Genomic DNA, 22,887 nt, shown 5'->3' on the forward strand with positions numbered 1-22,887 from the left:
CGCGCCTTCGAACCGTACGTGACGTCGAAGGCGCGCGGCACCGGTCTGGGGCTGGCGATGGTGAAAAAAATTATCGACGAACATGGGGGCCGGATCGATATCCAGAACCATGTCGATAGAAGTGGCGCTTCGGTACTGATTTTGCTGTTAAAGTTGGCACCGGTGCAGTTGGCATAATATTGGAAGACTAATAAAATTATTGCTAGCATGCAGGCTTACAATGCAGGCATGACCGGCAGATGAAAAAAGGCAGGGATAGATGGCAAACATTCTGGTAGTGGATGATGAGATGGGTATCCGCGAGTTGCTCTCGGAAATTTTGAGCGACGAGGGACACGCAATACAGCTTGCCGAAAACGCGCAGCAGGCGCGCGAGGCGCGTGCACAAGGCGCGCCGGATCTGGTCCTGCTCGACATTTGGATGCCGGACACGGACGGCGTCACGCTGCTGAAGGAATGGCAGCGCGACGGCTTGCTGACCATGCCCGTCATCATGATGTCCGGCCACGCCACCATCGACACGGCGGTGGAGGCCACGCGCATCGGCGCGCTGAACTTCCTGGAGAAGCCTATTGCCATGCAGAAACTGCTGAAGGCAGTGCAAGCAGGCCTGACGCGCGCCCAGGAAACCGTGCGTTCGCCGGCACTGGCCCCGCGCCCGGCCGTGGCGCCGCCGCCGGAAGACGGCGCGGTGGCCGCCGGCGCCCCGTTCAGCCCGGCCATGCCGCAAGCGCACGCATCGGTGCGCGGCGCCGGCGCCACGGCGGGCGAAGGGCATGGCTTCAACCTGTCGTTCGACCTGCCGCTGCGCGAAGCGCGCGACGCCTTCGAGCGCATGTACTTCGAACACCACCTGGGCCGCGAAGGCGGCAGCATGACGCGGGTGGCCGAGAAGACCGGCCTGGAACGCACCCACTTGTACCGCAAGCTCAAGCAGCTGGGCGTGGAGCCGGGCAAGCTGGCCAAGAAGAACCAATAATGGCCGGCGCTGCGGGGGGCGCTCCGCCCACCCGCACCACGCTGGTCACCGGCGCGCGCGCGGCCGTGCGCGAAGCGGCCATTGCCGCCGCGCTGGCGCACGCCGGCACGCCGCCATCCCCCTTGCCGTCCGCCGCCGTCATCCTCGAAGGCCTGGCGGACGCCAATTCCCCCCTTGTACACGCGCCCGAAACCGGCCTGCAAGTCCTGCGGATTGCCCCCGGTTGCCTGTGCTGCGCAGGAAATCTCGTTTTGCGGGTAACATTGAACCGTCTGCTGCGCCGTCCGCCAGCGCAGCTGTTCATCAGCCTGGCAAACGCGGAGCACGTGGACCAGTTGCGCAGCATGCTGCTCGCGGCTCCGTATGGCGACTTGCTGGACCTGGCTGCCGATTTGCAAGCCTAGGCTTGAAAAGCGGCGTCCGGTCCCCACTTCAATATGGACCGGCGGAACAATCCCAGCTTCCGCCCCAAGCGTGAAGGAAGCAAAATGAACCTTATCTACAACAGCGAGCAGTACAGCGTGGTTGAATTCGGTGCGGACCGCGACCTGGAAGCCCTGCGCTTTGGCGGCTATGAAATTGTCGATAAAGGCTGCAAGCGCGAGATCTTCATCGCGGGCGTGCTGGCGCAAAGCTTCCGGCGCGACGTCAACCAGCTGATCGCCAGCGAGCCCACCATGGAGGAAATCGATGAATTCCTCGGCAGCTACGAGTCCCTGATGAGCCAGCCCGTGCTGCTGCATTAAAGGCTGCAGGCATGGTAAGGTGGGAGTCTGTCGCAGATTTCCCCTTACTATGTGCCAATTACTAGCCATGAACTGCAATGTCCCGACCGACATTGTGTTCAGCTTCACCGGCTTCGCCATGCGCGGCGGCCGCACCGATACCCACCATGACGGCTGGGGCATCGCCTTTTTCGAGGGCGCCGGCGTGCGCCTCTTCGTCGACCACCAGGCCGCCATCGCATCCCCGATCGCCGAGCTGATCAAGCGTTATCCGATCAAGTCGCGCAACGTCATCGCCCACATCCGCAAGGCCACGCAAGGCCAGGTGGCGCTGGAAAACTGCCATCCCTTCGTGCGCGAGCTGTGGGGCCGCTACTGGGTGTTCGCGCACAACGGCGACCTGAAGCAATTCCATCCGGTGCTGGACGGCGCCTTTCGCCCGGTCGGCAACACCGACAGCGAGCGCGCCTTCTGCTACATCCTGCAAACCCTGCGGGCCCGCTTCGGCGACGTCCAGCCCGGGCGCGACGCCTTGCGCGCCGTGCTGCAGGAACTGGTACAGGAAATCGCCGCGCACGGCACCTTCAATATGATGCTCTCCAGCGGCAACGAACTGTATGCGCATTGCTCCACCCAGCTGTACTACCTGGTGCGCCAGTATCCCTTCGTGACCGCCGAATTGTCCGACGAGGACGTCAGCGTGGACTTTTCCGAGGTCACCACGCCAGACGACCGGGTTGCCATCATCGTCACCCAGCCGCTCACCACCAATGAGCAGTGGACCGCCTTTGCTCCCGGTGAACTCAAAGTATTTCTGGATGGCATACCTGATGCCCAGGGTTCACTAAAATTGTCCGAGACAAGCTGTGCAAATGATGCCAAAATATCAGGATAAACCGCGTGAAACAGCGGGTTAGTTGCCTTTTGGGCACCACCGAACAGAGATGACCCTCCATGATCGACCTTTCGACCAACGATACAACTTCCAAGAGCCTGCGCGTGCGCGAGTTCTACCTTGGCCGTCAGCCGATGCTGGACCGCAACCAGGCACTGTTCGGCTATGAACTGCTGTTCCGCAACGCGCCCGTGGGGCCGGCCAACATCACCAGCGACATCGGCGCCACCGCCACCGTCATCGCCCACGCTTCCCAGCTGGGCATGGAAAAGGTGATAGGCGATGCGCTCGGGTTCGTCAACGTCGATGCCGACGTCATCATGAGCGACATCTTCGGCTTCCTGCCGCGCGAGAAAGTGGTGCTGGAAATCGTCGAAACCATGGAAGCGACGCCGCCGGTGCTGAGCCGCATGGCCGAGCTGGTGAGCCATGGCTTCAGCTTCGCGCTGGACGACGTCACGGCCGAAACCGACAACGTGCAGACCCTGCTGCCGATGATCGAGTACGTGAAGATGAGCATGCGCAGCACGCCGCTGCCCACCTTGATGAAGCTGGCGCCGCGCTTCAAGCAGGACGGCAAGAAGCTGGTGGCCGAGAAGGTCGAAACGCGCGAGGAATTCAAGAACTGCCTGGACCTGGGCTTCGACTATTTCCAGGGCTATTATTTCGCCAAGCCGGTCATCATGAGCGGCAAGAAGCTGTCGCCGTCGCAGCTGGCCGTGATGGAGCTGATGACGCTGGTCACCTCCGAGGCCGACAACCTGGAAATCGAGCGCGCCATCAAGCGCGACGTGTCGCTGGCGCTGAACCTGCTGCGCCTGGTGAACACGCCGGCCGTGGGCGCGCGCCAGCGCATCGATTCGCTGAGCCAGGCCGTCACCATCCTGGGCCGCCGCCAGTTGCAGCGCTGGCTGCAGATCATGCTGTACGCCGAGCCAAGCAAGCGCGGCCACAGCATGACGCCATTGCTGATGCTGGCCACCACGCGCGGCAGGCTGCTGGAACTGCTGGCGCACAAGCTGCGTCCCAGCCAGCGCCACGCGGCCGACATCGCCTTCACGGTCGGCATCATGTCGCTGATGGACACCTTGTTCGGCATTCCGATGTCCGACATCCTGGCGCAGATCCCCGTCAGCGACGAAGTGCAGGATGCGCTGATGTTCCGCGGCGGCTTCTTCGGCGACCTGCTCAAGCTGGCCGAATGCATCGAACAGATCGAAGACATGGAACACAAGATCGTGCCCACGCTGCGCGACCTGGCCGTGTCCACGGACGAACTGGTGGAGCTGGAAATGGCCGCCTTCGAATGGAGCGACAACGTGGTGCGCTACGCGCTGTGATATGTCACGGCAAGTCATGACACTTGTCACTTGCTAGAAGGATAAGAGACGGGATACGCTTGCGATTCTTTCAACGGATCGCAATGCGCCATGTCCACCGTCCTGCTCCGCGTCAATCAACTCAGCAAATCCTACGGCGGCCGCCTGGCGGTCGACGGCGTCTCTTTCCAGGTGAAGCACGGCCAGGCCGTGGGGCTGATCGGTCCCAATGGCGCCGGCAAATCGAGCACGGTCAGCATGATCTGCGGCCTGCTGCGCAGCGACGGCGGCAGTGTCGACCTGGAAGGGCAGCCCATGGCCCAGGGCCAGAACGGCGCCAAGCTCACGCTCGGCCTGGTGCCGCAGGACCTGGCCTTGTACGAAGACTTGTCCGCCATCGAGAACCTCAAGCTGTTCGGCGCGCTGTACGGCCTGAAGGGCGCGCTGCTCCAGGCGCGCTGCGCGCAGGCACTGGACTTGGTACGCCTGGCCGACCGCGCCAAGGACAAGCCCGCGACTTTCTCCGGCGGCATGAAGCGCCGCCTGAACATCGCCGCCGCGCTGCTGCACCAGCCTAAACTGCTGATCCTGGACGAGCCCACCGTCGGCGTCGACCCGCAGAGCCGGAACGCCATCTTTGACACGCTGGACGCGCTCAAGGCCGGGGGCATGGCGCTGATCTACACCAGCCACTACATGGAAGAAGTGGAACGGCTGGCGGACCACATCGTGATCATCGACCACGGCAGGGTGCTGGCCGACGAAAGCCCGGCCGACCTGTACCGCCGCCTGCCCGCGCAAGCCGCGCTGCGCGCCGAGCTGGCGCGGCCGTTGCCGCCGGCCCGCATGGCCGAACTGCTGGCCGGCCTGCGCGGCCTGCCCGGCGTGGGCGCAGTGCGCGAGCCGGGCCGCGCGGCCGGCGCCGACGCGAACGCCAACCCCGCCGGCGCCAGCGGCCCATCCGGCGCCGGGCCGGTGCTGGAAATCGGCCTCGCCGCCACGTCGCACGCCGCCTCAGTGCTGGCCTGGCTGGACGCGCAAGGCTGCGCGCTGCAGCACTTCGCCACCGCCAAGACCAATCTTGAAGACATCTTCCTCAACCTCACCGGCCGCAGCCTGCGCGACTAACCATGACAGCCTTCCTCGCACTGGTCCGCAAAGACCTCCTCCTTTACCTCGGCGACAAGCGGGCGCTGTTGATCAACCTGATGCTGCCCATTGTGCTGGCCGCCTTCTTCGGCTCGCTGTTCGGCGGCGGCGGCGATGCCAACACCGGCAAGATCGACGTCGGCCTGGTGCTGCAGGACGGCAGCGCGATAGGCGCCAAGATTGCCGGCGGCCTGAAGGCGGATGCAGCGCTGCGCATCATCGAATTGCCGCTGGAAGAGGCGCAAGCGCGGGTCCGCTCGGGCAAGCTGACGGTGGCCGTGTTGATCCCGCCTGGCTTCGGCGACGCCGCTGGCCAGGCCTTGTTCAACGTGGCAGGCAAGCCGGAGATTCCGGTATTCTACGACCCGTCGCAATCGACTGCGCTGGCCATGGTGAAGGGCATGCTGACGCAGCAGGTCATGCAGGTCGTCAGCGCCGAGATGTTCGGCGGCCAGAGCGGCGAGAAACTCATGGACACCAGCCTGAAACAGCTGGAGCAGGAGGCCGCGCAAGGCCAGGACCGCGCCGCGCTGCGCGACATGCTGGCCAGCGTGCGCAAGTTTCAGCAGGCCGGGCCGGTGCCAGCCAGCGCAAACGGCGAGCAGGCCAAAGCCGGCCTCAGCATGCCCTATGCCACCAGGGACCAGGCCCTCAGCTCCGGCCCCAAATACAATGGCTACGCGCACTCCTTCGCCGGCATGAGCGTGCAATTCATCCTGTTCATGGGCGTGGACATGGGCATCGGCATCCTGCTGGCGCGCCGCATGGGCATCTGGAACCGCCTGCTGGCCGCGCCCGTATCGCTGACGTCGGTGCTCTTGGCGCGCGCGGTCTCGGCCGCCCTGATCGCCAGCGGCCTGCTGGCGGCGATCTTCTTGTGCGCCATGCTGATCTTCAAGGTGCAGATCGCCAATCCACTGGGTTTCATCGGCGTGGGCCTGTGCTTCGCGCTGATGACGGCCGGCTTCGGCCTGCTGATTGCCGCCTTCGGCAAAACGCCGGAAGCGGCGCGCGGCATCGCCGTGTTCGCCACACTGATCCTGGTCATGCTGGGCGGCGCCTGGGTGCCGTCTTTCGTGTTCCCGGCGTGGATGCAGCAGCTGACGTTCGCCATCCCCACCCGCTGGGCGGTGGATGGCTTTGACGCGGTGACGTGGCGCGGCCTGGGCATGGAAGGCGCGCTCGGGCCGATGGCGGTTCAGCTTGCCTTTGCCGCTGTGTTTGCCGGCCTCGCTATCTGGAAATTCCGCCGCGACCCGCATTAAGGGCCGGCGGGTTGCGCGCTCACGCGCTCACCCGCCAAGCCCGGCCAGCGTCATGGATGCGCCGCGCCCGGCCAGTGCGTGCGCAGCTCCGGATCGGTGCGCATTTCCCACAGCGCCAGCACGGCAACCGCCAGGCCGACGCTGAGGTTGTTCCACATCGCCGTCTGCGGCACGGCGACTTGCTCGGCGCGCGCCAGCACCCAGGGCGACACGGCCACCCAGATGCCGACCAGCAGGTTCAGCACCACGGCCCAGAAATACGTCTTGTACAGGTCAAATGCCGCCAGCACCGCCATCACGGCCCCGGTGATGAAGGCATTCCACGCCAGCCGGGACGGGATGCCGTAGTCAAACACCCAGGGCGTTATGAACTGCCACAAGCCGAGCAGCAGGATCAGCTGATCCTGCCAGCGCTTGATTGCAACCTTGTTTTCCATATGGCCTCCATTGAAGTGGTTAGCTCCATGCTTAGGCCATCGCAGCGGTCAAAAGGTTCCCGTTTTTTTACAGGTTGGGCGCCAGGTAGCGTTCCAGTTCCGCCTTGTCGATCTTGCGGCGGGCCGCCATGTCTTCGAACTGGTCGCTGCCGATCTTGCCGACGGTGAAGTACTTCGACTGCGGATGCGCGAAGTAGAAGCCGGACACGGCCGCGCCGGGGAACATGGCGAAGGACTCGGTCAGCTCCATGCCGATCTCTTCGGCCTGCAGCACCTTGAACATGTCGGCCTTGACCGTGTGCTCCGGGCAGGCCGGATAGCCTGGCGCGGGACGGATGCCGGCGTATTCTTCGGCGATCATCTGCTCGTTGCTCAGCGTTTCGGCGGCGGCGTAGCCCCACAGGTCCTTGCGCACGCGCTCGTGCATGTATTCGGCGAACGCCTCGGCCAGGCGGTCGGCCAGGGCTTTCAGCATGATGGACGAGTAGTCGTCGTGCGCGTCTTCAAAGCGCTGCTCGTACTTCTCGATGCCCAGGCCGGAGGTCACGGCGAACATGCCGATGTAGTCCTTGACGCCGGAAGGTTTGCCATCAATGAGCTTGGGCGCGATGAAGTCGGCCAGGCACTGGTTGGGGCGCTGCACGCCGTCGATGATCGGCTTGACGCCCTGCTGGCGCAGGCCGTAGTAGGTGAACGCCACGGTGTTGCGCTCGTCGTCGGTGTAGACCTCGATGTCGTCGTCGTTGACGCTGTTGGCAGGCAGCAGCGAGACCACGCCGTTGGCGGTGAGCCAGCGGCCGTCGATCAGTTTCTTCAGCAGCGCCTGGCCTTCCTCGAACACCTTGCTGGCCGCTTCGCCCACCACCTCGTCGGTGAGGATGGCGGGGAAGGGGCCGGCCAGGTCCCAGGTCTGGAAGAACGGGCCCCAGTCGATATAGTTGGCCAGCAGCGCCAGGTCGACGTTCTTGAACACGCGGCGGCCGATGAACTTCGGCTTCACGGGCGCGAATTCCAGCTTGGCCTTGTTGGCGCGCGCGGCGGCCAGCGACACGGTCGGCAGCGCCTTCTTGTTGGCGTGCTGCTCGCGGATGCGCACGTAGTCCTGCTCGATCTCGGCGATGTACTGGTCGCGGCTTTCCGGCGTCAGCAGCGACTGCGCCACCGACACGGAACGCGACGCGTCCGGCACGTACACCACCGGGCCTTCGTAGTTGTGCGAAATCTTCACCGCCGTGTGGGCGCGGCTGGTGGTGGCGCCGCCGATCAGCAGCGGGATCTTCATCATGCGGAAGTGCTCGTCGCGCTGCATTTCCTTGGCCACGTGGGCCATTTCTTCCAGCGACGGCGTGATCAGGCCGGACAGGCCGATGATGTCGGCGTTCTCCAGCTTGGCGCGCGCCAGGATCTCGGAGCAGGGCACCATCACGCCCATGTTCACCACTTCGAAGTTGTTGCACTGCAGGACCACCGAGACGATGTTCTTGCCGATGTCGTGCACGTCGCCCTTGACGGTGGCGATGACGATCTTGCCCTTCGGCTTGGCGACGATGCCGGTGCGCTTTTCCTCGGCCAGCTTTTCCTCTTCGATGTAGGGAATCAGGTGGGCCACGGCCTGCTTCATCACGCGCGCCGATTTCACCACCTGCGGCAGGAACATCTTGCCCTGGCCGAACAGGTCGCCGACGATGTTCATGCCGTCCATCAGCGGGCCTTCGATCACGTGGATCGGGCGGCCGCCGGAGGCCAGCACCTGCTGGCGCATCTCTTCGGTGTCGTCGGTGATGAACTGGGTGATGCCGTGCACCAGCGCGTGCGCCAGGCGCTTCTCGACGATGGCGTTGCGCCATTCCAGGTTTTGCTCCTGCGCCTTGCCGCCGGCCTTCAGCGTGCCGGCGATTTCGATCATGCGCTCGGTGGCGTCTTCGCGGCGGTTCAGCACCACGTCTTCCACGCGCTCGCGCAGCTCGGCCGGCAGGTCGTCGTACACGCCCACCATGCCGGCGTTGACGATGCCCATGGTCATGCCGGCCTTGATGGCGTGGTACAGGAACACGGTGTGGATCGCTTCGCGCGCCGGGTCGTTGCCGCGGAAGGAGAACGACACGTTGGACACGCCGCCGGAGATCTTCGCGTGCGGCAGGTTGTCCTTGATCCAGCGCGTGGCGTTGATGAAGTCCACCGCGTAGTTGTTGTGCTCCTCGATGCCGGTGGCGATGGCGAAGATGTTCGGATCGAAGATGATGTCTTCCGGCGGGAAGCCCACCTGCTCGGTCAGCACCTTGTAGGCCCGTTCGCAGATCTCGATCTTGCGCTCGAAGGTGTCGGCCTGGCCCTTCTCGTCGAAGGCCATGACGATCACGGCGGCGCCGTAGCGGCGGCACAGCTTGGCCTGGCGGATGAACTCCTCCAGGCCTTCCTTCATCGAGATGGAGTTGACGATGGACTTGCCCTGCACGCACTTCAGGCCCGCCTCGATCACGTCCCACTTGGAGGAGTCGATCATGATGGGCACGCGCGAGATGTCCGGTTCGGAAGCGATCAGGTTCAGGAAGCGCGTCATGGCGGCCAGCGAGTCCAGCATCGCCTCGTCCATGTTGATGTCGATCACCTGGGCGCCGTTTTCCACCTGCTGGCGCGCCACCGACAGCGCCTCGTCGTACTGCTCGTTCAGGATCATGCGCGCGAACGCTTTCGAACCGGTGACGTTGGTGCGCTCGCCCACGTTGACGAACAGCGAGTCGTCGTCGATGGTGAACGGCTCCAGGCCGGACAGGCGCTGCGCCACTTTCACTTCCGGCAGCGCGCGCGGCTTGGTGTCCTTGAGCAGCGCGGCGATGGCGGCGATGTGGTCCGGCGTGGTGCCGCAGCAGCCGCCGGCCACGTTGATGAAGCCGGCGTCGGCGAATTCGCGCAGCAGGGCCGAGGTGTCGGCCGGCAGTTCGTCGAAGCCGGTGTCGCTCATCGGGTTGGGCAGGCCGGCGTTCGGGTAGATGCAGACGAAGGTGTCGGCGATCTGCGACAGCTCTTCGGCGTAGGGGCGCATCAGGGCCGCGCCCAGCGCGCAGTTCAGGCCGATGGTCAGCGGGCGCGCGTGGCGCACCGAATTCCAGAAGGCCGGCACGGTCTGGCCGGACAGGATGCGGCCGGAGGCGTCGGTCACGGTGCCCGAGATCATCAGCGGCAGGCGCTCCTGCTCCGGGCGTTCTTCGAAATACTGGTCGATGGCGAACAGCGCCGCCTTGCAGTTCAGCGTGTCGAAGATGGTTTCCACCAGCAGCACGTCGGAGCCGCCGTCCACCAGGCCGCGCACCTGCTCGTAGTAGGCGGCCACCAGCTGATCGAAGGTCACGTTGCGGGCGGCGGGGTCGTTCACGTCCGGCGAGATGGAGGCGGTCTTCGGGGTCGGTCCGAGGGCGCCGGCCACGAAGCGCGGCTTGTCGGCGCTGCTGTACTTGGCGGTGGCGGCTTTCGCCAGCCTGGCCGCTTCCACGTTCATCTCGTAGGCCAGGTGGCCCATGTGGTAGTCGTCCTGCGCGATGGAGGTGGCGCCGAAGGTGTTGGTTTCGATCAGGTCGGCGCCGGCGGCCAGGTAGCGCTCATGGATTTCCTGGATCACCTGCGGCTGCGTCAGCGTCAGCAGCTCGTTGTTCCCCTTGACGAACAGCTCGCGCGCACCGCTGTCGGCGGGCGCAGCGAAGTCGGCGAAGCGGCCGGAAGGGCCGCCGCGGTAAGCCATTTCATCCAGCTTGTACTGCTGGATGATGGTGCCCATCGCGCCGTCCAGGAACATGATGCGCTTGGCGAGCATGTCGCGCAATTGGGCTTCGGTCTTGGAATAGCGTGGCTGGCTGGCTTTGTTGTTCATTTCGTACTTTCGCGACGTGGCTGGAGGGATGCTGTGCATGCAATACCGGGTCTAAAATTATACGGCATTGCAGCAACGGCGGTATAAGCCGCAGCAATATGGCCGTTGTTCCGGTACCATTGCGTGCATGAAGATCACCGTTATCATCTCCGCGCACAAAAAGCGCCGTGAAATGGAGTTTGTCCTGACCGGCTACGCCGCCCAGACCCGCATGCCGGACGAAATCATCGTTTCGCAGGACGGCGAGTTCCCCGAGATCGCCGAGGCGGTGGCCAATTGCCGCCACCTGGACCTGCCGCTGCTGCACCTGACCCAGGAGCACCGGGGCTTCGGCAAGTGCCGTGCCCTGAACCAGGCCATCCTCAAGGCCGGCGGCGACCTGCTGCTGTTCACCGACGGCGACTGCGTTCCGCGCGACGATTTTGTCGAGACTTATCTTCGCCTGAGCCGTCCGGGCGCCTTCCTGGCGGGCGGCAGCCATATCAGCGTGCCGGAGGCGTATCATTTGAATAACGACCTGCGGCCGGCGATCCTGGACCAGCGCCTGTTCGACTACGACTTCCTGAGCGCCATCCCGGGCTTCGACAAGAGCCGCAACCGCCTGCTGCGCAATCCGCGCCTGCAGCGCTTCTACGATTTCCTGTCGCCGCGCAACGCCTTCAGTGGCGCCAACAGCTGCGCCTTCCGGCACGACGTGCTGGAAGTGGGCGGCTTCGACGAAAGCATGGCCTACGGCGGTGAAGACCTGAACATGGGCCTGCGGCTGAACAACATCGGCGTGCGCGGCGTGCGCGCGCGGCACTCCATCGTCAGCCTGCACCTGGACCATGGGCGCGGCTACTACGACGCGGCGCTGCACCGGGCCAACCAGGACTGGAACAGGGAAGTGCGCAGCCAGCGCCACGTCTTCCCCCGCGTCTCCCCCATCCGCCAGCTCAAACCGTAGGGCGGCCTGGCGCCTCGCGCGTAAGCCGCCTATGTGCGCCGCACGCACAAATCATGTGCGCCCGCGCGGCTGGTGCGGTTGGAGAAGGACGCCTACGATGGCTACACCTTAACCCGATCCTAAAGGAGTAGCACCATGCCCATCCTGAACCTCACCCTGTCCACGCCGGCCAACAACGCCAGCGCCGAACAATCGCAGCGCGCCGCCGCCATCCTGCTGCGCCTGACCAACGACATTCTGCACAAGGCGCAGCCGCTGACCTCCATCGCCATCTCGCATGTGCCGCCGCAGCACTGGTACATCGGCGAGCAGTCGCTGGCGCAGCAGGAGAAGGCCAGCTTCTTCCTCGACATCAAAATCACCGACGAGACCAACACGGCGATTGAGAAGGCGGCCTACATCAAGGCGGTATTCGAAGAAATGGCCGGCCTGCTCGGCCCGCTGCACGACGTGAGCTACGTCCACATCGACGACGCCCGCCCCGCCGCCTGGGGCTACGGCGGCCTCACCCAGCAGTACCGCGCGGTGAAGAAGGCCATGGAGTCGCCCCCCGCTTGATTGTTCGCATGGTTGCAACCTAAGGCCCGGATGGTTTGCAGCGCATGAAGCAACTGCTGCGTGCGCCATATGCGCGCGCATCAACGCCATAACGCCGATGGCGGCGTTCAAGCCCAGCCGCGTTCGCGGTAGCGGGCGGCCGCGAAGTCGATGAAGGCGCGCACTTTCGGCGACAGGTGGCGGCTCTGCGGGTAGAGCGCGTACAGTTCCCGGGGGCGCTGCGGGTAGTCCGGCAGCAGCGCGGTCAAGGCGCCGCGCTGCACGTCCTCGTGCACAATGAAGGCCGCGGCGTTGATGATGCCCAGGCCTGCCAGCGCGGCCGCGCGCAGGGCAACGCTGGTGTTGGCTTGCAGCTTGCCTTGCACGCTCACGGTCTCCTCGCCGCCGCTGCGGCTGCTGAAAGTCCAGACGCGCGGCTGTTGCGCCTGGGTGTAGGCCAGGCAGTTGTGCCGCGCCAGCTCGGCGGGCGTGCGCGGCGTGCCGTGCTGTTTCAGGTAGGCGGGACTGGCGGCCAGCAGCAGCGGGCTGTCGGCCAGTTTTTTTGCCACCAGCGTGGAGTCCGGCAGGCCGCGCGTCAGGCGCAGCGCGACGTCGAAGCCGTCTTCGATCAGGTCGACGATGCGGTCGTTGCAGACCAGGTCCACTGTCAGGTCGGGATATTGCGCGATGAAGGCGGGCAGCCAGCCGGCCAGTTCCAGCGTGCCGAAGGCCATCGGCGCGTTGATGCGCAGGCTGCCGGACGGGCGCGCCTGGTGCTGCCCGACGGCGCGGTCCGCGTCGTCCAGCGCGTCGAGAATCTGGCGGCTGGCTTCGTAGTATTGCTTGCCGGCGTCGGTGAGGGCGAAGCGGCGCGTGGTGCGGTTCAGCAGCTGCGCGCCGAGGTGGGCCTCCAGCTGCTTGATCTGGCGCGAGACGGCGGTGTGGCTGAGATCGAGCGCCTCGGCGGCAGCCGTGAAGCTGCCCAGTTCGACCACGCGGCGCAGGGCGCGCAGCGCAGCCAACTGGTCGATGCGCGCCGGCTCAGCCAACTTCGTGCTCACTGCCTAGGCAAAGCGCAAGCCGTCGAGCGCGAAGCCCTTGATGAACTCGGCCGCCGGCAGGCGTTTGCCGCCCGGCTTTTGCAGCTCGGTCAGGCGCAGCGAACCGCCGCCGCCGCAAGCGACCACGATGCCGTGCTGCGCGTCGGCCGCCAGCACCTGGCCGGCCGGGGCGGAACTGTCGGCGTCCAGCACTTCGGCGCCCCACAGCTTGATGGTCACGCCGTTCACCTCGCCGTGCGCGCCGGGGAAGGGATTGAAGGCGCGGATCCTGCGGCCGATCTCGCGCGCGGACTGGGAAAAGTCCAGCGCCGCTTCTTCCTTGCTGATCTTGGCGGCGTAGCTGACGCCCGCTTCCGGCTGCGGTACCGCTTCCACCACGCCTTGTTCCATCTTGCGCATCACCTTGACGACCATGCGCGCGCCCATCGCCGCCAGCTTGTCGTGCAGCACGCCGGTGCTGTCCTGCGGGCCGATCGGCAGGCGCTCGATCAGCAGCATGGGGCCGGTGTCCAGGCCTTCTTCCATCTGCATGATGGTGACGCCGGTTTCCGCGTCGCCGGCCTCGATGGCGCGGTGGATGGGCGCCGCGCCGCGCCAGCGCGGCAGCAGCGAACCGTGGATGTTGATGCAAGGCTTGATGTCCAGCGTGCTGCGCGGCAGGATCAGGCCGTAGGCGGCCACCACCATGGCGTCGTAGTCGGTGGCCAGCAGCAGCTCGTGGGCTCGCTTCGCTTCGGCGGCGCGCTGCGGGTCTTTGCTGTCCATGCGCAGCGACAGCGGCTGCGCGACCGGGATCTGGTGCGCCACCGCGTACTGCTTGACGGCGGACGGGTGCAGATGCATGCCGCGTCCGGCGGGGCGGTCGGGCTGTGTCAGCACCAGGGGGATCTCGAAACCCGCCTCGTGCAGGCTTTGCAGCGCAACGGCTGCGAATTCGGGTGTGCCCGCGAAGATTATTTTCATGTTTTTTCCTCTTGAGGTGGCACTAAGCTAACATGGCCGGACTGTGCCGGCCATGTGGGGGGAGTGGTGCGTCAGATGCGGCGGCCTTGCTCGCGCAGCGCTTTTTCGCGCTGCAGCCCGCGTTCTTCCTTGATCATGCGGGTCTTGATGCGGTTGCGCTTCAGCGGCGACAGGTATTCCACGAACACCTTGCCCACCAGGTGGTCCATTTCATGCTGGATGCACACGGCCAGCAGGCCGTCCGCTTCCAGTTCAAACTGTTCGCCCTTGATGTCGAAGGCGCGCACTTTCACCTGGGACGGGCGTTCCACGCCGTCGTACACGCCGGGCACGGACAGGCAGCCCTCGTCGTACACCTGGCGCTCTTCGCTGGCCCAGATGATTTCCGGGTTGATGAAGGCGATCAGGTTGCTCTTGTCTTCGGTGATGTCGATGACGACAACGCGCTCATGGACGTCCACCTGGGTGGCGGCCAGGCCGACGCCGGGTGCGTCGTACATGGTCTCGGCCATGTCGCCGACCAGTTTGGCCAGGCGCGCATCGAAGGCGGTGACAGGCTGCGCGATCTTGTGCAGGCGCGGGTCGGGATAGCGGAGGATATTCAGTATGGACATGCGGATTGGTCGTGTGACTTAAAAATGCAACAGGCGCACCCTGCTGCGCAGCGTGGTTTCTCTTGCTAGTTCAGGGTATTATGGGCAGAATTTGATTCAGCAGGGCAACCTTCAGGTCGCGATCCAGCCTTTCGTCCATGCCCGCCTTTAACGGACATCTCAATGAAAAATTTTAGCACAGTCGGCGCACGCCTGTTGATCGCGACGCTCATTTCCGGTGCAGCGGCAGCCTCGGCGCAGGCCATGAACTGCGAATTCCGGCCCAACGCGCCGGACCAGCACGTGGTGGTCAAGGGCGATACCCTGTGGGATATCTCCGGCAAGTTCCTGGAGCGGCCGTGGTGCTGGCCCCAGGTGTGGGGCATGAACCGCGACGAAATCCGCAATCCCCACTGGATCTACCCGGGCCAGATCGTCTACCTGGACCGCGCCGCAGGCCGCTTGCGCCTGGGCAACCGGGTGGGCGCCGGCGGCGGCAGCGGATCCGGCGATCCGTCCGCGCTGCGCCTGTCGCCGCAGCTGCGCATGGAGGGCCTGGGCAAGGACGCCGTGCAATCCATCCCCACCGGCGACATCGAACCCTTCCTGACCCAGCCGCTGATTATCGAGGAAGACGAGTTGCAGAACGCACCGCGCATCATTGCGGCGCAGGAGGGCCATGTTTTCCTGGGCAAGGATGAAAAAGCCTATGTGCGCGGCGACCTGAAGGGCGGCACCTCGTTCCAGGTGTTCCGTCCGGGCAAACCGCTGAAGGATCCGGTCACCAAGGCCGTGATCGGCCAGGAAGCTTTCTATTTAGGCACGCTCAAGCTGGTGACGGCCGCCAAGCCCGGCTCCGAAGTGCACACCTTCATGGTGGCCACGGCCAAGGAAGAAATGGGCAAGGGCGATTTGCTGATGCAGGCGCCGCCCACGCCGATGCAGAATTATGTGCCGCACCCGCCGGAGCGCCAGGTGGACGCCGCCGTGGTGGCGATTTACGGCGGCGTGAGCCACGCCGGCCAGAACCAGGTTGTCAGTATTAATCGCGGAAAGCTTGACGGACTCGATATCGGCTCCGTGCTGCAGCTGTACCATAAGGGACAGACGGTGACTGATCCGGGCGCCAGCAAAGGCTGGCACAACCTGGGCAAGCCGCAGGTCAAGCTGCCGGACGAGGAAGTGGGCAGCTTGTTTATCTTCCGCGTGTTCAAGCATATTTCGTACGGCCTGATCATGCAGGTCACGGCGCCAGTGGAAGTGGGCGACGTCGCCAAATCGCCGGAGTAAACCCCGCCGTGCAAGCCACGGATACCCCCACCCCCCGCCCGCAGCCGCTCAGTGCCCGCGCCCTGGCCAGCTGGCTGCGTCTGCAGTTGACGCCCGGTGTCGGCGTCACCGCCGCTGCTGCGCTGATAGCTGAACTGCAACATCCCGACCGCGTTTTCGAGGCCGATCCCGCCGCGCTGGGCAGCGTGCTGTCCGAGGTGCTGGCGGACAAGCTGGTGCCGGCCGCCGTGCAGGCGTTGCGCCGCCCGCCGCCGGCGCTGCTGGACGAGTGCGCCGGCCTGGCCGAGGCCGCGCTGCGCTGGCTGGAGTTGCCCGGCCACCAGCTGATGGCGCTGGACGACCCGGCCTTCCCGTCCCAGTTGCGCAACATTCCGGCCGCGCCGCTGCTACTGTATACAAGGGGGCGGCGCGCGTTGTTGTACCAGCCATCTGTTGCCATCGTCGGCAGCCGCAACGCCAGCGCGCAGGGCGTGGCCAACGCGGACCGCTTTGCCGAGGCGCTGGCGGCGTCCGGACTGACGGTGGCCTCCGGGCTGGCGCTGGGCATCGACGCGGCCGCGCACGCCGGCGCGCTGGCCGCCGGGCCGGCCGGGGGCGGCACGGTGGCGGTGGTGGGCACCGGCATCGACCGCCTGTATCCGGCCCGTAACCGCGAGCTGGCGCTGCGCATCGCTGCCGAAGGCTGCATCGTCAGCGAGTATCCGCTGGGCACCGCGCCGCTACCGGACAACTTTCCGCGCCGCAACCGCATCATCAGCGGCCTGGCGCGCGGCGTGCTGGTGATCGAGGCGGCCGCGCAGTCCGGTTCGCTGATCACGGCGCGCTATGCCCTGAACCAGGGGCGCGACGTGTTCGCCGTGCCCGGCTCCATCCATGCTACGCTGAGCAAGGGCTGCAATGCGCTGATACGCGAATGCAAGGCCAAGCTGGCCGAGTCCGCCGCCGACGTGCTGGAAGACTTGCTGCCGGAAGCGCCGACCGGCGCCGGCGCCGAGCGGCTGCAGGTCACCGCCCAGCTGCGCGCCGAACTCGACGCGGTGCTGACCGCACTCGGCCACGACCCGGCCAACGCCGACGCCCTGGCGCTGCGCGCCGGCCTGTCCGCCGCCGACGCGCACAGCCATCTGCTGGCGCTGGAACTGGCCGGGCTGGTCGAGCGTTTGCCGGGAGGAATTTTTCAGCGCCTGACCCGGCAGCGGCCGTAACGATGCGGTGCAGGGCTTGTGTTTCGCCGTTCTTAACTGTTAGAGTAGCGCCATGTTCGACATCCTTGTTTATCTCTACGAGACTTATTACCGCCCCGATGCGTGCCCGGAACCGGCCGCATTGGCAAGGAAACTGTCGGCCGTCGGTTTCGACGACGAGGAGATATCCGAGGCGCTGGTCTGGCTGACCGACCTGAATGAAATGGCCGGGGTCGAGCAATCGCTGACGGCCGCGTCCACCGGCACCCGCTACTATGTGGAGGAGGAGCGGGACGCGCTGGGCACCGCCGCCATCGGCTTCATCCAGTTCCTTGAAAGCGCCCAGGTGCTGTCGCCGCTGCAGCGTGAAATCGTCATTGAACGCGCGCTGGCGCTGGATGAAGTTCCCGTGTCGCTGGGCAAGCTCAAGGTCATCGTCCTGATGCTGCTGTGGAGCCAGGGCAAGGAGCCGGACGCGCTGATGTTCGACGACCTGTTCGGTTCCGACGAAGATCAGACGCCGCGCCTGCTGCACTGACCGCTTCCCGTTGTTCCCCGCTTGCATGCCGCAAGACTACAAGATTACCCTGTGCTGCGGCCGTGCCGTGCCGCCATACCGCGGCAGCCATACCGGGATTGCAAAAGTTCGGCATGCGGTATAAGAATGTTCTGTATGATGCGCATGCTGCGCCAAATCCAGAGTAAAAAAACAAGAGAATACTAAAACTATGAGCAAAACCCTCATCATCGCCGAGAAGCCATCTGTCGCGAACGACATCGCGAAGTCGCTGGGCGGCTTTACCAAGCACGATGAGTACTTTGAGTCCGACGAATACGTGCTGTCCTCGGCCGTGGGCCACCTGCTGGAAATCGCGGTGCCGGAAGAGCACGACGTCAAGCGTGGCAAATGGAGCTTCGCGCACCTGCCGATGATCCCGCCGTACTTCGCGCTGAACCCGATCGCCAAGACCGAGTCGCGCCTGAAAGTGCTCAACAAGTTGATCAAGCGCAAGGATGTCACCGGCCTGATCAACGCATGCGACGCGGGCCGCGAAGGTGAACTGATCTTCCGCCTGATCGCGCAGAACGCCAAGGCCAAGCAGCCGGTGCAGCGCCTGTGGCTGCAGTCGATGACGCCCAACGCGATCCGCGAAGGCTTCAGCAACCTGCGCTCGGACGACGAGATGCTGCCGCTGGCCGACGCCGCGCGCTGCCGCTCGGAAGCGGACTGGCTGATCGGCATCAACGGCACCCGCGCCATGACCGCGTTCAACTCGAAAGAGGGCGGCTTTTACCTGACCACCGTGGGCCGCGTGCAGACGCCGACCCTGTCCATCGTGGTCGAGCGCGAAGAGAAAATCAAGAAATTCGTCTCGCGCGACTACTGGGAAGTGCGCGCCGAGTTCATCTGCGCGGCCGGCGTGTACGAAGGCCGCTGGATGGATGCCAGCTTCAAGAAGGACGAGAACGATCCGGAGAAGCGCGCCGAGCGCCTGTGGTCCAAGGCCGCCGCCGACAGCATCGCGCTGGCCTGCAAGGGCAAGCAGGGCAACGTCACCGAGGAATCCAAGCCGACCACCTCGATGGCGCCCGGCCTGTTCGACCTGACCAGCCTGCAGCGCGAGGCCAACGGCCGCTTCGGCTTCTCGGCCAAGAACACGCTGGGCCTGGCCCAGGCGCTGTACGAGAAGCACAAGGTGCTGACCTACCCGCGTACCGATTCGCGCCACCTGCCGGAAGACTATCTGGACACCGTCAAGGAAGTGCTGGGCGTGCTGGGCGAGAACAACAATTACCACACTTTCGCCAAGCAGATCCTGACCAAGGGCTGGGTCAAGCCGAACAAGCGCATCTTCGACAACAGCAAGATCTCGGACCACTTTGCCATCATTCCGACCGGCATCGCCCCGAAGAATTTGTCCGAGCCCGAGCAGAAACTGTACGACCTGGTGACGCGCCGCTTCATGGCCGTGTTCTTCCCGGCCGCCGAGTTCCAGGTCACCACCCGCTACACCGAAGTGTCCGGCCACCAGTTCAAGACGGAAGGCAAGGTCATGACCAATGCCGGCTGGATGGCCATCTATGGCAAGGACGTGGCCGCCGACGACGACAAGGAAGGCAGCGGCATGCTGGTGCCGGTCGCCAAGGGCGAGAAGGTGCACACCGAAAAGGTCACCGCCAATGGCCTGGTCACCAAGCCGCCTGCACGCTACAGCGAGGCGACCTTGCTGTCGGCCATGGAAGGCGCGGGCAAGCTGATCGACTCGGACGAGCTGCGCGACGCCATGTCCGGCAAGGGCCTGGGCACGCCGGCCACGCGCGCGGCCATCATCGAGGGCCTGCTGGGAGAGAAATACCTGCTGCGCGAAGGCCGCGAACTGATGCCGACCGCCAAGGCTTCCCAGCTGATGACCTTGCTGCGCGGCCTGGGCGTGAACGAACTGACCGCCCCCGAGCTGACCGGCGAATGGGAATACAAGCTGTCGCAGATGGAAAAGGGCCGCATTTCGCGCGAGGAATTCATGCGCGAAATCGCCCAGATGACGCAAATCATCGTCAAGCGCGCCAAGGAATACGACAACGACACCATTCCGGGCGACTACGCCACCTTGACCACGCCATGCCCGAACTGCGGCGGCGTGGTGAAGGAGAACTACCGCCGGTTCGCCTGCACCAAGTGCGAATTCTCGATGAGCAAAACGCCGGGCAGCCGCCAGTTCGAGATCGCCGAAGTGGAGCAGCTGCTGAAAGAGCGCACCATCGGTCCGCTGCAAGGCTTCCGCTCCAAGATGGGCCGTCCCTTCGCCGCCATCCTGCGCATCGTGCGCGACGAGGACATCAGCAACTTCAAGCTGGAGTTCGACTTCGGCCAGAACGACGAGGAAGGCGAGGACGGCGAAGGCGTGGACTTCACCGGCCAGACGCCGGTCGGCCCGTGCCCGAAATGCGCCGCCAACGTGTATGAGATGGGTCTGGCCTATGTGTGCGAGCACAGCGTGGCCAAGCCGAAGACCTGCGACTTCCGCAGCGGCCGCATCATCCTGCAGCAGGAAATCCTGCCCGAGCAGATGAGCAAGCTGCTAAACGAAGGCAAGACCGACCTGCTGCCGGGCTTCGTGTCGCAGCGCACGCGCCGTCCGTTCAAGGCCTTCCTGACCAAGGGCAAGGACGGCAAGATCAGCTTCGAGTTCGAAGAGCGCAAGGCCAAGCCGGGCGCCAAGCCGAAAGCGGGCAAGGCGGACGCGGCTGAAGGGGCGGAAGGCGAGGCGGCAGCGGCGCCGGCAGCGCCCGCCAAGAAAGCCGCCGCCAAGCCGGCCGCCAAGAAAGCGGCCGCCAAGCCCGCGGCGAAAAAAGCGGCAGCCAAACCGGCCGCCAAGAAGGCGCCGGCCAAGAAAGCTGCCGCCACCGCAGAGTAATCAGCGCCTACCGGCGGCATAAGCAAACGGGACCTTCGGGTCCCGTTTTTATTTCTGCAGTCGTGCTCGCACCGACCGCAAGCTGCGTCTGCCATGCAGCACTACCAAGGAGTTGCGGGCAATGTACGCTGCAATGGAGGCAAGGTCCTCGATTGCTTTTTCAGACCGAACTATGGGTTTAGCCATGTGTTGAGCCGCCGTTCGTTCGCGCTGCTGCTGTGCGTGCGCCCGGCGGTGCAGCTGCCTAAGCCAGCGCCGTAACGCGCCAGTGGCCGGGGGCGAAGGGCAGGGTGGTGACGTCCGCCAGCGCGAAAGGCTGGGCCGCCAGGGCGTCCGCATCGGGCACGTCCAGCCCCTCCTGCCAGGCGCAATTGGAGCCGGCAACGCGCCAGCCGCCGCCCTTGTGCAGCACGGTGAATTCGCTCCAGGACCCGGAGCCGGGCGCGGAAGGGGAATAGGCGTCGGCGGGGCTGCCGCAGGCCCAGGCCATCCAGCGCTCGCCGATGATCAGGTAGGCAATCGACGCTCCCGTCGGCCCGGCCGGCCCGGTTGATTCGAGCCGCACGCCGCGCATCGGCGCCGAGGCCATGCGTACCCAGTCTTCTTCGTAGCTGTTGTCGATGCCGGTTTCGTGGACGGCGTCCTCGCTGTCGAAGCGCATCCAGCCCGCGTCCAGGTCGGCGCTCAGGGTCGGGAAGGCGATCTCCGGCCGCCACTCGCAGCGCTCGCCCGCCACCACGGTCTTCCCGGCGAAGCCGGTCTGCGCGCTGAAGCGGGCCAGTTGCGCAGGAGCCAGCGCGGCCAGCTGGGCGCGGCTGTCCATGGAAGGGCGGTCGATGGGGATGCGTAAATCGATGTGGAAACTGGCCGACTGAAACCACCAGACTTGCGTGCTCAGGTCGCTGGTGCCATTGCTGCGCCAGATACCGGTGCGTCGCCACAAGCCTTGGTAGATCGCAGGAACTGTCATCACCGCAAGTCTTCGGTAGAGAAGTAGACCGTGCCGCGTATGGCGGACGGAACTGCCTGCAGCGCGGCGGCCAGTGCCTTGGCTTCCGGTTCTGCCATGCCGTGCTTGGCGATGGTAAGGGACGCGTAGGGCGCATGCGATGCTGCACGGTAAGAAACAATATGATCCAAATCAGGCCGGCTGTCGATCTTCTTGATGAGATAACGCTGCTTGCCGTTGCCTATTTGCACATAAGTTGCCGTGGAGTTTGTTTTTACGTCGGGAGAAAGCTGCCGGAACAATAAAACTTTATCCACTATCAATGTTGCATTACTGTACTGCGTCTTGCCGCCTTGTTCGAAATGGCCCAGCACCAGCTGGGCTTTGAACCGGCGCAATGGATGGGCCGCGTCCGGCGCCAGCCGGTCCAGCTCGAATTTTTCAGGGGCCACGGTCCACAGCGCGGTTTTGCCATCCAGCCGCTTTTTTAGCGCCGCGTCCAGTTTGGGATCGGCCACGCGGACCTGCAGCACCACCTGGTAATCGTGCGGCGCATGGAACATCGGCAGATGCGAGGCATACAAGCCGTCCTTGCCGCCGAACAGCGCCATGCCGTGGGTGCCGAAAGTCGGGCCCGCTGCCAGCGCCGAAGCCGCCAGCGGCCAGGCCACGGCAGTCACTGCCGCTGCGCGCGGCCACGTTGTGAGGAACAGTGTTTTCATTCCGTAATGGTATTCCCGCTGGCCGGTCCGTGTACAGCAGCGCTCATCCTTGCGTTCACTGTCGAGGTGACTATAGTGAAGCTATGATCCCCGCGCTAACATTGCCGCTTAGCTACTCCCTGTACCAGCCTCCCGCGATCGAGGAGACCGGCACGGAGGACGCTGTGCTGCCGTCGATCGCGGTCAGCCTGTCGGCGCAGTCCAGCGTGGTGGCCTCCCTGGGCGGCAACAACTCGACGGCGCAGGTCTACACGGCGTCCGGCTTGCTCGACTCGATCCTGCAGGCCGGTACGCTGCCCGATCCGGTGGCGGTGCCGCCGCTCGGCAGTTCCACCCAGGGGCTGGCCCTGCAGCAGCAAAACCAGCGGATCGCCGCCAGCCTGGAAGCGGGCGCCTTCAATTCCGGGCTGTACACCGGCGCCGGACTGCTGCAAAGCTCACCGTCCTCGGCGCTGTCGTCCTACTGGGGCGACGTGCTCAAGACCCGGCCCAACCTGGCCGGCGTGGCCGCCAGCGCCATGTTCAACGGCGCCGTGCTGGGTGCGTTCGAGGCGTATGCATAAAATCTACGTAGTTTCCACGAGGCACTAAT

At 65.0% G+C, this 22,887-nt stretch carries 22 protein-coding genes; 15 read left to right on the plus strand and 7 right to left on the minus strand.

Features of this window, described 5'->3' with window-relative positions; genetic code table 11:
* From AC6H42_RS12940 to AC6H42_RS12975, 8 genes are all read left to right on the plus strand, one after another.
* The coding region (locus AC6H42_RS12940) for an ATP-binding protein (RefSeq protein WP_497548225.1) at positions 1 to 177 on the plus strand (177 nt) is incomplete at its 5' end.
* Positions 178 to 259: 82 nt separating this feature from the next.
* Complete coding sequence (locus AC6H42_RS12945; RefSeq protein WP_057154373.1) at positions 260 to 979, plus strand: response regulator; 720 nt, start codon at positions 260 to 262, stop codon at positions 977 to 979.
* Positions 979 to 1,383, plus strand: coding sequence for a P-loop NTPase family protein (locus tag AC6H42_RS12950; protein WP_057154374.1), 405 nt, complete (start codon positions 979 to 981; stop codon positions 1,381 to 1,383). Before AC6H42_RS12945 ends, AC6H42_RS12950 begins: the two co-directional genes overlap by 1 nt.
* Before the next feature lie 84 nt (positions 1,384 to 1,467).
* The gene (locus tag AC6H42_RS12955; protein ID WP_056398284.1) at positions 1,468 to 1,725 is read left to right on the plus strand and encodes a BTH_I0359 family protein; all 258 of its coding nucleotides are present in this window, start codon (positions 1,468 to 1,470) and stop codon (positions 1,723 to 1,725) included.
* A gap of 49 nt (positions 1,726 to 1,774) precedes the next feature.
* Complete coding sequence (locus AC6H42_RS12960; protein ID WP_082551682.1) at positions 1,775 to 2,599, plus strand: class II glutamine amidotransferase; 825 nt, start codon at positions 1,775 to 1,777, stop codon at positions 2,597 to 2,599.
* A gap of 59 nt (positions 2,600 to 2,658) precedes the next feature.
* Positions 2,659 to 3,939 (plus strand): EAL and HDOD domain-containing protein, encoded by a 1,281-nt coding sequence (locus AC6H42_RS12965; RefSeq protein ID WP_497548216.1) that lies wholly within the window; start codon positions 2,659 to 2,661, stop codon positions 3,937 to 3,939.
* Positions 3,940 to 4,029: 90 nt separating this feature from the next.
* Positions 4,030 to 5,046 carry an ABC transporter ATP-binding protein gene (locus AC6H42_RS12970; protein ID WP_497548217.1) on the plus strand — a complete coding sequence of 339 codons (1,017 nt, stop codon included), beginning with the start codon at positions 4,030 to 4,032 and terminating at the stop codon, positions 5,044 to 5,046.
* Between the two features lie 2 nt (positions 5,047 to 5,048).
* Complete coding sequence (locus AC6H42_RS12975) at positions 5,049 to 6,332, plus strand: ABC transporter permease (protein WP_497548218.1); 1,284 nt, start codon at positions 5,049 to 5,051, stop codon at positions 6,330 to 6,332.
* Positions 6,333 to 6,382: 50 nt separating this feature from the next.
* On the opposite strand, the gene AC6H42_RS12980 is transcribed toward AC6H42_RS12975, so the two are convergent.
* Positions 6,383 to 6,769 (minus strand): SPW repeat protein, encoded by a 387-nt coding sequence (locus AC6H42_RS12980; RefSeq protein WP_057154379.1) that lies wholly within the window; start codon positions 6,767 to 6,769, stop codon positions 6,383 to 6,385.
* Between the two features lie 67 nt (positions 6,770 to 6,836).
* Complete coding sequence (gene metH / locus AC6H42_RS12985; RefSeq protein ID WP_497548219.1) at positions 6,837 to 10,634, minus strand: methionine synthase; 3,798 nt, start codon at positions 10,632 to 10,634, stop codon at positions 6,837 to 6,839.
* 127 nt (positions 10,635 to 10,761) lie between these two features.
* Between metH and AC6H42_RS12990 the strand changes: the two genes are divergently transcribed.
* Both AC6H42_RS12990 and AC6H42_RS12995 read left to right on the plus strand, forming a co-directional pair.
* Complete coding sequence (locus tag AC6H42_RS12990) at positions 10,762 to 11,580, plus strand: glycosyltransferase (protein WP_057154381.1); 819 nt, start codon at positions 10,762 to 10,764, stop codon at positions 11,578 to 11,580.
* A gap of 135 nt (positions 11,581 to 11,715) precedes the next feature.
* Positions 11,716 to 12,138, plus strand: coding sequence for a tautomerase family protein (locus AC6H42_RS12995; protein ID WP_057154382.1), 423 nt, complete (start codon positions 11,716 to 11,718; stop codon positions 12,136 to 12,138).
* A 107-nt stretch (positions 12,139 to 12,245) separates the two neighbouring features.
* On the opposite strand, the gene AC6H42_RS13000 is transcribed toward AC6H42_RS12995, so the two are convergent.
* The 3 genes from AC6H42_RS13000 to def form a co-directional block, all read right to left on the minus strand.
* The gene (locus tag AC6H42_RS13000) at positions 12,246 to 13,178 is read right to left on the minus strand and encodes a LysR family transcriptional regulator (protein WP_497548220.1); all 933 of its coding nucleotides are present in this window, start codon (positions 13,176 to 13,178) and stop codon (positions 12,246 to 12,248) included.
* A 3-nt stretch (positions 13,179 to 13,181) separates the two neighbouring features.
* On the minus strand, positions 13,182 to 14,141 hold the full coding sequence (fmt, locus tag AC6H42_RS13005) for a methionyl-tRNA formyltransferase (RefSeq protein ID WP_057154383.1): 960 nt from the start codon (positions 14,139 to 14,141) through the stop codon (positions 13,182 to 13,184).
* Between the two features lie 71 nt (positions 14,142 to 14,212).
* Complete coding sequence (gene def / locus AC6H42_RS13010) at positions 14,213 to 14,755, minus strand: peptide deformylase (protein ID WP_497548221.1); 543 nt, start codon at positions 14,753 to 14,755, stop codon at positions 14,213 to 14,215.
* A gap of 162 nt (positions 14,756 to 14,917) precedes the next feature.
* On the opposite strand from def, the gene AC6H42_RS13015 reads away from it, so the two are divergent.
* From AC6H42_RS13015 to AC6H42_RS13030, 4 genes are all read left to right on the plus strand, one after another.
* The gene (locus AC6H42_RS13015; RefSeq protein ID WP_057154385.1) at positions 14,918 to 16,024 is read left to right on the plus strand and encodes a LysM peptidoglycan-binding domain-containing protein; all 1,107 of its coding nucleotides are present in this window, start codon (positions 14,918 to 14,920) and stop codon (positions 16,022 to 16,024) included.
* A gap of 8 nt (positions 16,025 to 16,032) precedes the next feature.
* Positions 16,033 to 17,229 (plus strand): DNA-processing protein DprA, encoded by a 1,197-nt coding sequence (gene dprA / locus AC6H42_RS13020; protein WP_057154386.1) that lies wholly within the window; start codon positions 16,033 to 16,035, stop codon positions 17,227 to 17,229.
* Between the two features lie 52 nt (positions 17,230 to 17,281).
* Entirely contained in the window at positions 17,282 to 17,746 is a 465-nt protein-coding gene (locus AC6H42_RS13025; protein ID WP_057154387.1) for a Smg family protein, read from the plus strand.
* A gap of 190 nt (positions 17,747 to 17,936) precedes the next feature.
* On the plus strand, positions 17,937 to 20,624 hold the full coding sequence (locus AC6H42_RS13030; protein ID WP_057154388.1) for a DNA topoisomerase III: 2,688 nt from the start codon (positions 17,937 to 17,939) through the stop codon (positions 20,622 to 20,624).
* Positions 20,625 to 20,868: 244 nt separating this feature from the next.
* On the opposite strand, the gene AC6H42_RS13035 is transcribed toward AC6H42_RS13030, so the two are convergent.
* Together AC6H42_RS13035 and AC6H42_RS13040 are read right to left on the minus strand one after the other, a co-directional pair.
* Complete coding sequence (locus AC6H42_RS13035; RefSeq protein WP_057154389.1) at positions 20,869 to 21,594, minus strand: hypothetical protein; 726 nt, start codon at positions 21,592 to 21,594, stop codon at positions 20,869 to 20,871.
* Positions 21,594 to 22,295: a hypothetical protein gene (locus AC6H42_RS13040; RefSeq protein ID WP_497548222.1), complete on the minus strand. Its 702-nt coding sequence runs from the start codon at positions 22,293 to 22,295 to the stop codon at positions 21,594 to 21,596. Before AC6H42_RS13040 ends, AC6H42_RS13035 begins: the two co-directional genes overlap by 1 nt.
* 83 nt (positions 22,296 to 22,378) lie before the next feature.
* On the opposite strand from AC6H42_RS13040, the gene AC6H42_RS13045 reads away from it, so the two are divergent.
* Entirely contained in the window at positions 22,379 to 22,858 is a 480-nt protein-coding gene (locus AC6H42_RS13045; RefSeq protein WP_157200865.1) for a hypothetical protein, read from the plus strand.
* The last annotated feature ends 29 nt before the right edge of the window (positions 22,859 to 22,887 follow it).

This window comes from Massilia sp. NBRC 108631, assembly GCF_059704565.1.

Excerpts from the sequence above, each read along its gene's own strand:
- AC6H42_RS12945 (WP_057154373.1), top strand. The coding sequence starts at position 260 with ATGGCAAACATTCTGGTAGTGGATGATGAGATGGGTATCCGCGAGTTG.
- AC6H42_RS12950 (WP_057154374.1), top strand. The coding sequence starts at position 979 with ATGGCCGGCGCTGCGGGGGGCGCTCCGCCCACCCGCACCACGCTGGTC.
- AC6H42_RS12955 (WP_056398284.1), top strand. The coding sequence starts at position 1,468 with ATGAACCTTATCTACAACAGCGAGCAGTACAGCGTGGTTGAATTCGGT.
- AC6H42_RS12960 (WP_082551682.1), top strand. The coding sequence starts at position 1,775 with ATGTGCCAATTACTAGCCATGAACTGCAATGTCCCGACCGACATTGTG.
- AC6H42_RS12965 (WP_497548216.1), top strand. The coding sequence starts at position 2,659 with ATGATCGACCTTTCGACCAACGATACAACTTCCAAGAGCCTGCGCGTG.
- AC6H42_RS12970 (WP_497548217.1), top strand. The coding sequence starts at position 4,030 with ATGTCCACCGTCCTGCTCCGCGTCAATCAACTCAGCAAATCCTACGGC.
- AC6H42_RS12975 (WP_497548218.1), top strand. The coding sequence starts at position 5,049 with ATGACAGCCTTCCTCGCACTGGTCCGCAAAGACCTCCTCCTTTACCTC.
- AC6H42_RS12980 (WP_057154379.1), bottom strand. The coding sequence starts at position 6,769 with ATGGAAAACAAGGTTGCAATCAAGCGCTGGCAGGATCAGCTGATCCTG.
- metH (WP_497548219.1), bottom strand. The coding sequence starts at position 10,634 with ATGAACAACAAAGCCAGCCAGCCACGCTATTCCAAGACCGAAGCCCAA.
- AC6H42_RS12990 (WP_057154381.1), top strand. The coding sequence starts at position 10,762 with ATGAAGATCACCGTTATCATCTCCGCGCACAAAAAGCGCCGTGAAATG.
- AC6H42_RS12995 (WP_057154382.1), top strand. The coding sequence starts at position 11,716 with ATGCCCATCCTGAACCTCACCCTGTCCACGCCGGCCAACAACGCCAGC.
- fmt (WP_057154383.1), bottom strand. The coding sequence starts at position 14,141 with ATGAAAATAATCTTCGCGGGCACACCCGAATTCGCAGCCGTTGCGCTG.
- def (WP_497548221.1), bottom strand. The coding sequence starts at position 14,755 with ATGTCCATACTGAATATCCTCCGCTATCCCGACCCGCGCCTGCACAAG.
- AC6H42_RS13015 (WP_057154385.1), top strand. The coding sequence starts at position 14,918 with ATGAAAAATTTTAGCACAGTCGGCGCACGCCTGTTGATCGCGACGCTC.
- AC6H42_RS13025 (WP_057154387.1), top strand. The coding sequence starts at position 17,282 with ATGTTCGACATCCTTGTTTATCTCTACGAGACTTATTACCGCCCCGAT.
- AC6H42_RS13030 (WP_057154388.1), top strand. The coding sequence starts at position 17,937 with ATGAGCAAAACCCTCATCATCGCCGAGAAGCCATCTGTCGCGAACGAC.
- AC6H42_RS13035 (WP_057154389.1), bottom strand. The coding sequence starts at position 21,594 with ATGACAGTTCCTGCGATCTACCAAGGCTTGTGGCGACGCACCGGTATC.
- AC6H42_RS13040 (WP_497548222.1), bottom strand. The coding sequence starts at position 22,295 with ATGAAAACACTGTTCCTCACAACGTGGCCGCGCGCAGCGGCAGTGACT.
- AC6H42_RS13045 (WP_157200865.1), top strand. The coding sequence starts at position 22,379 with ATGATCCCCGCGCTAACATTGCCGCTTAGCTACTCCCTGTACCAGCCT.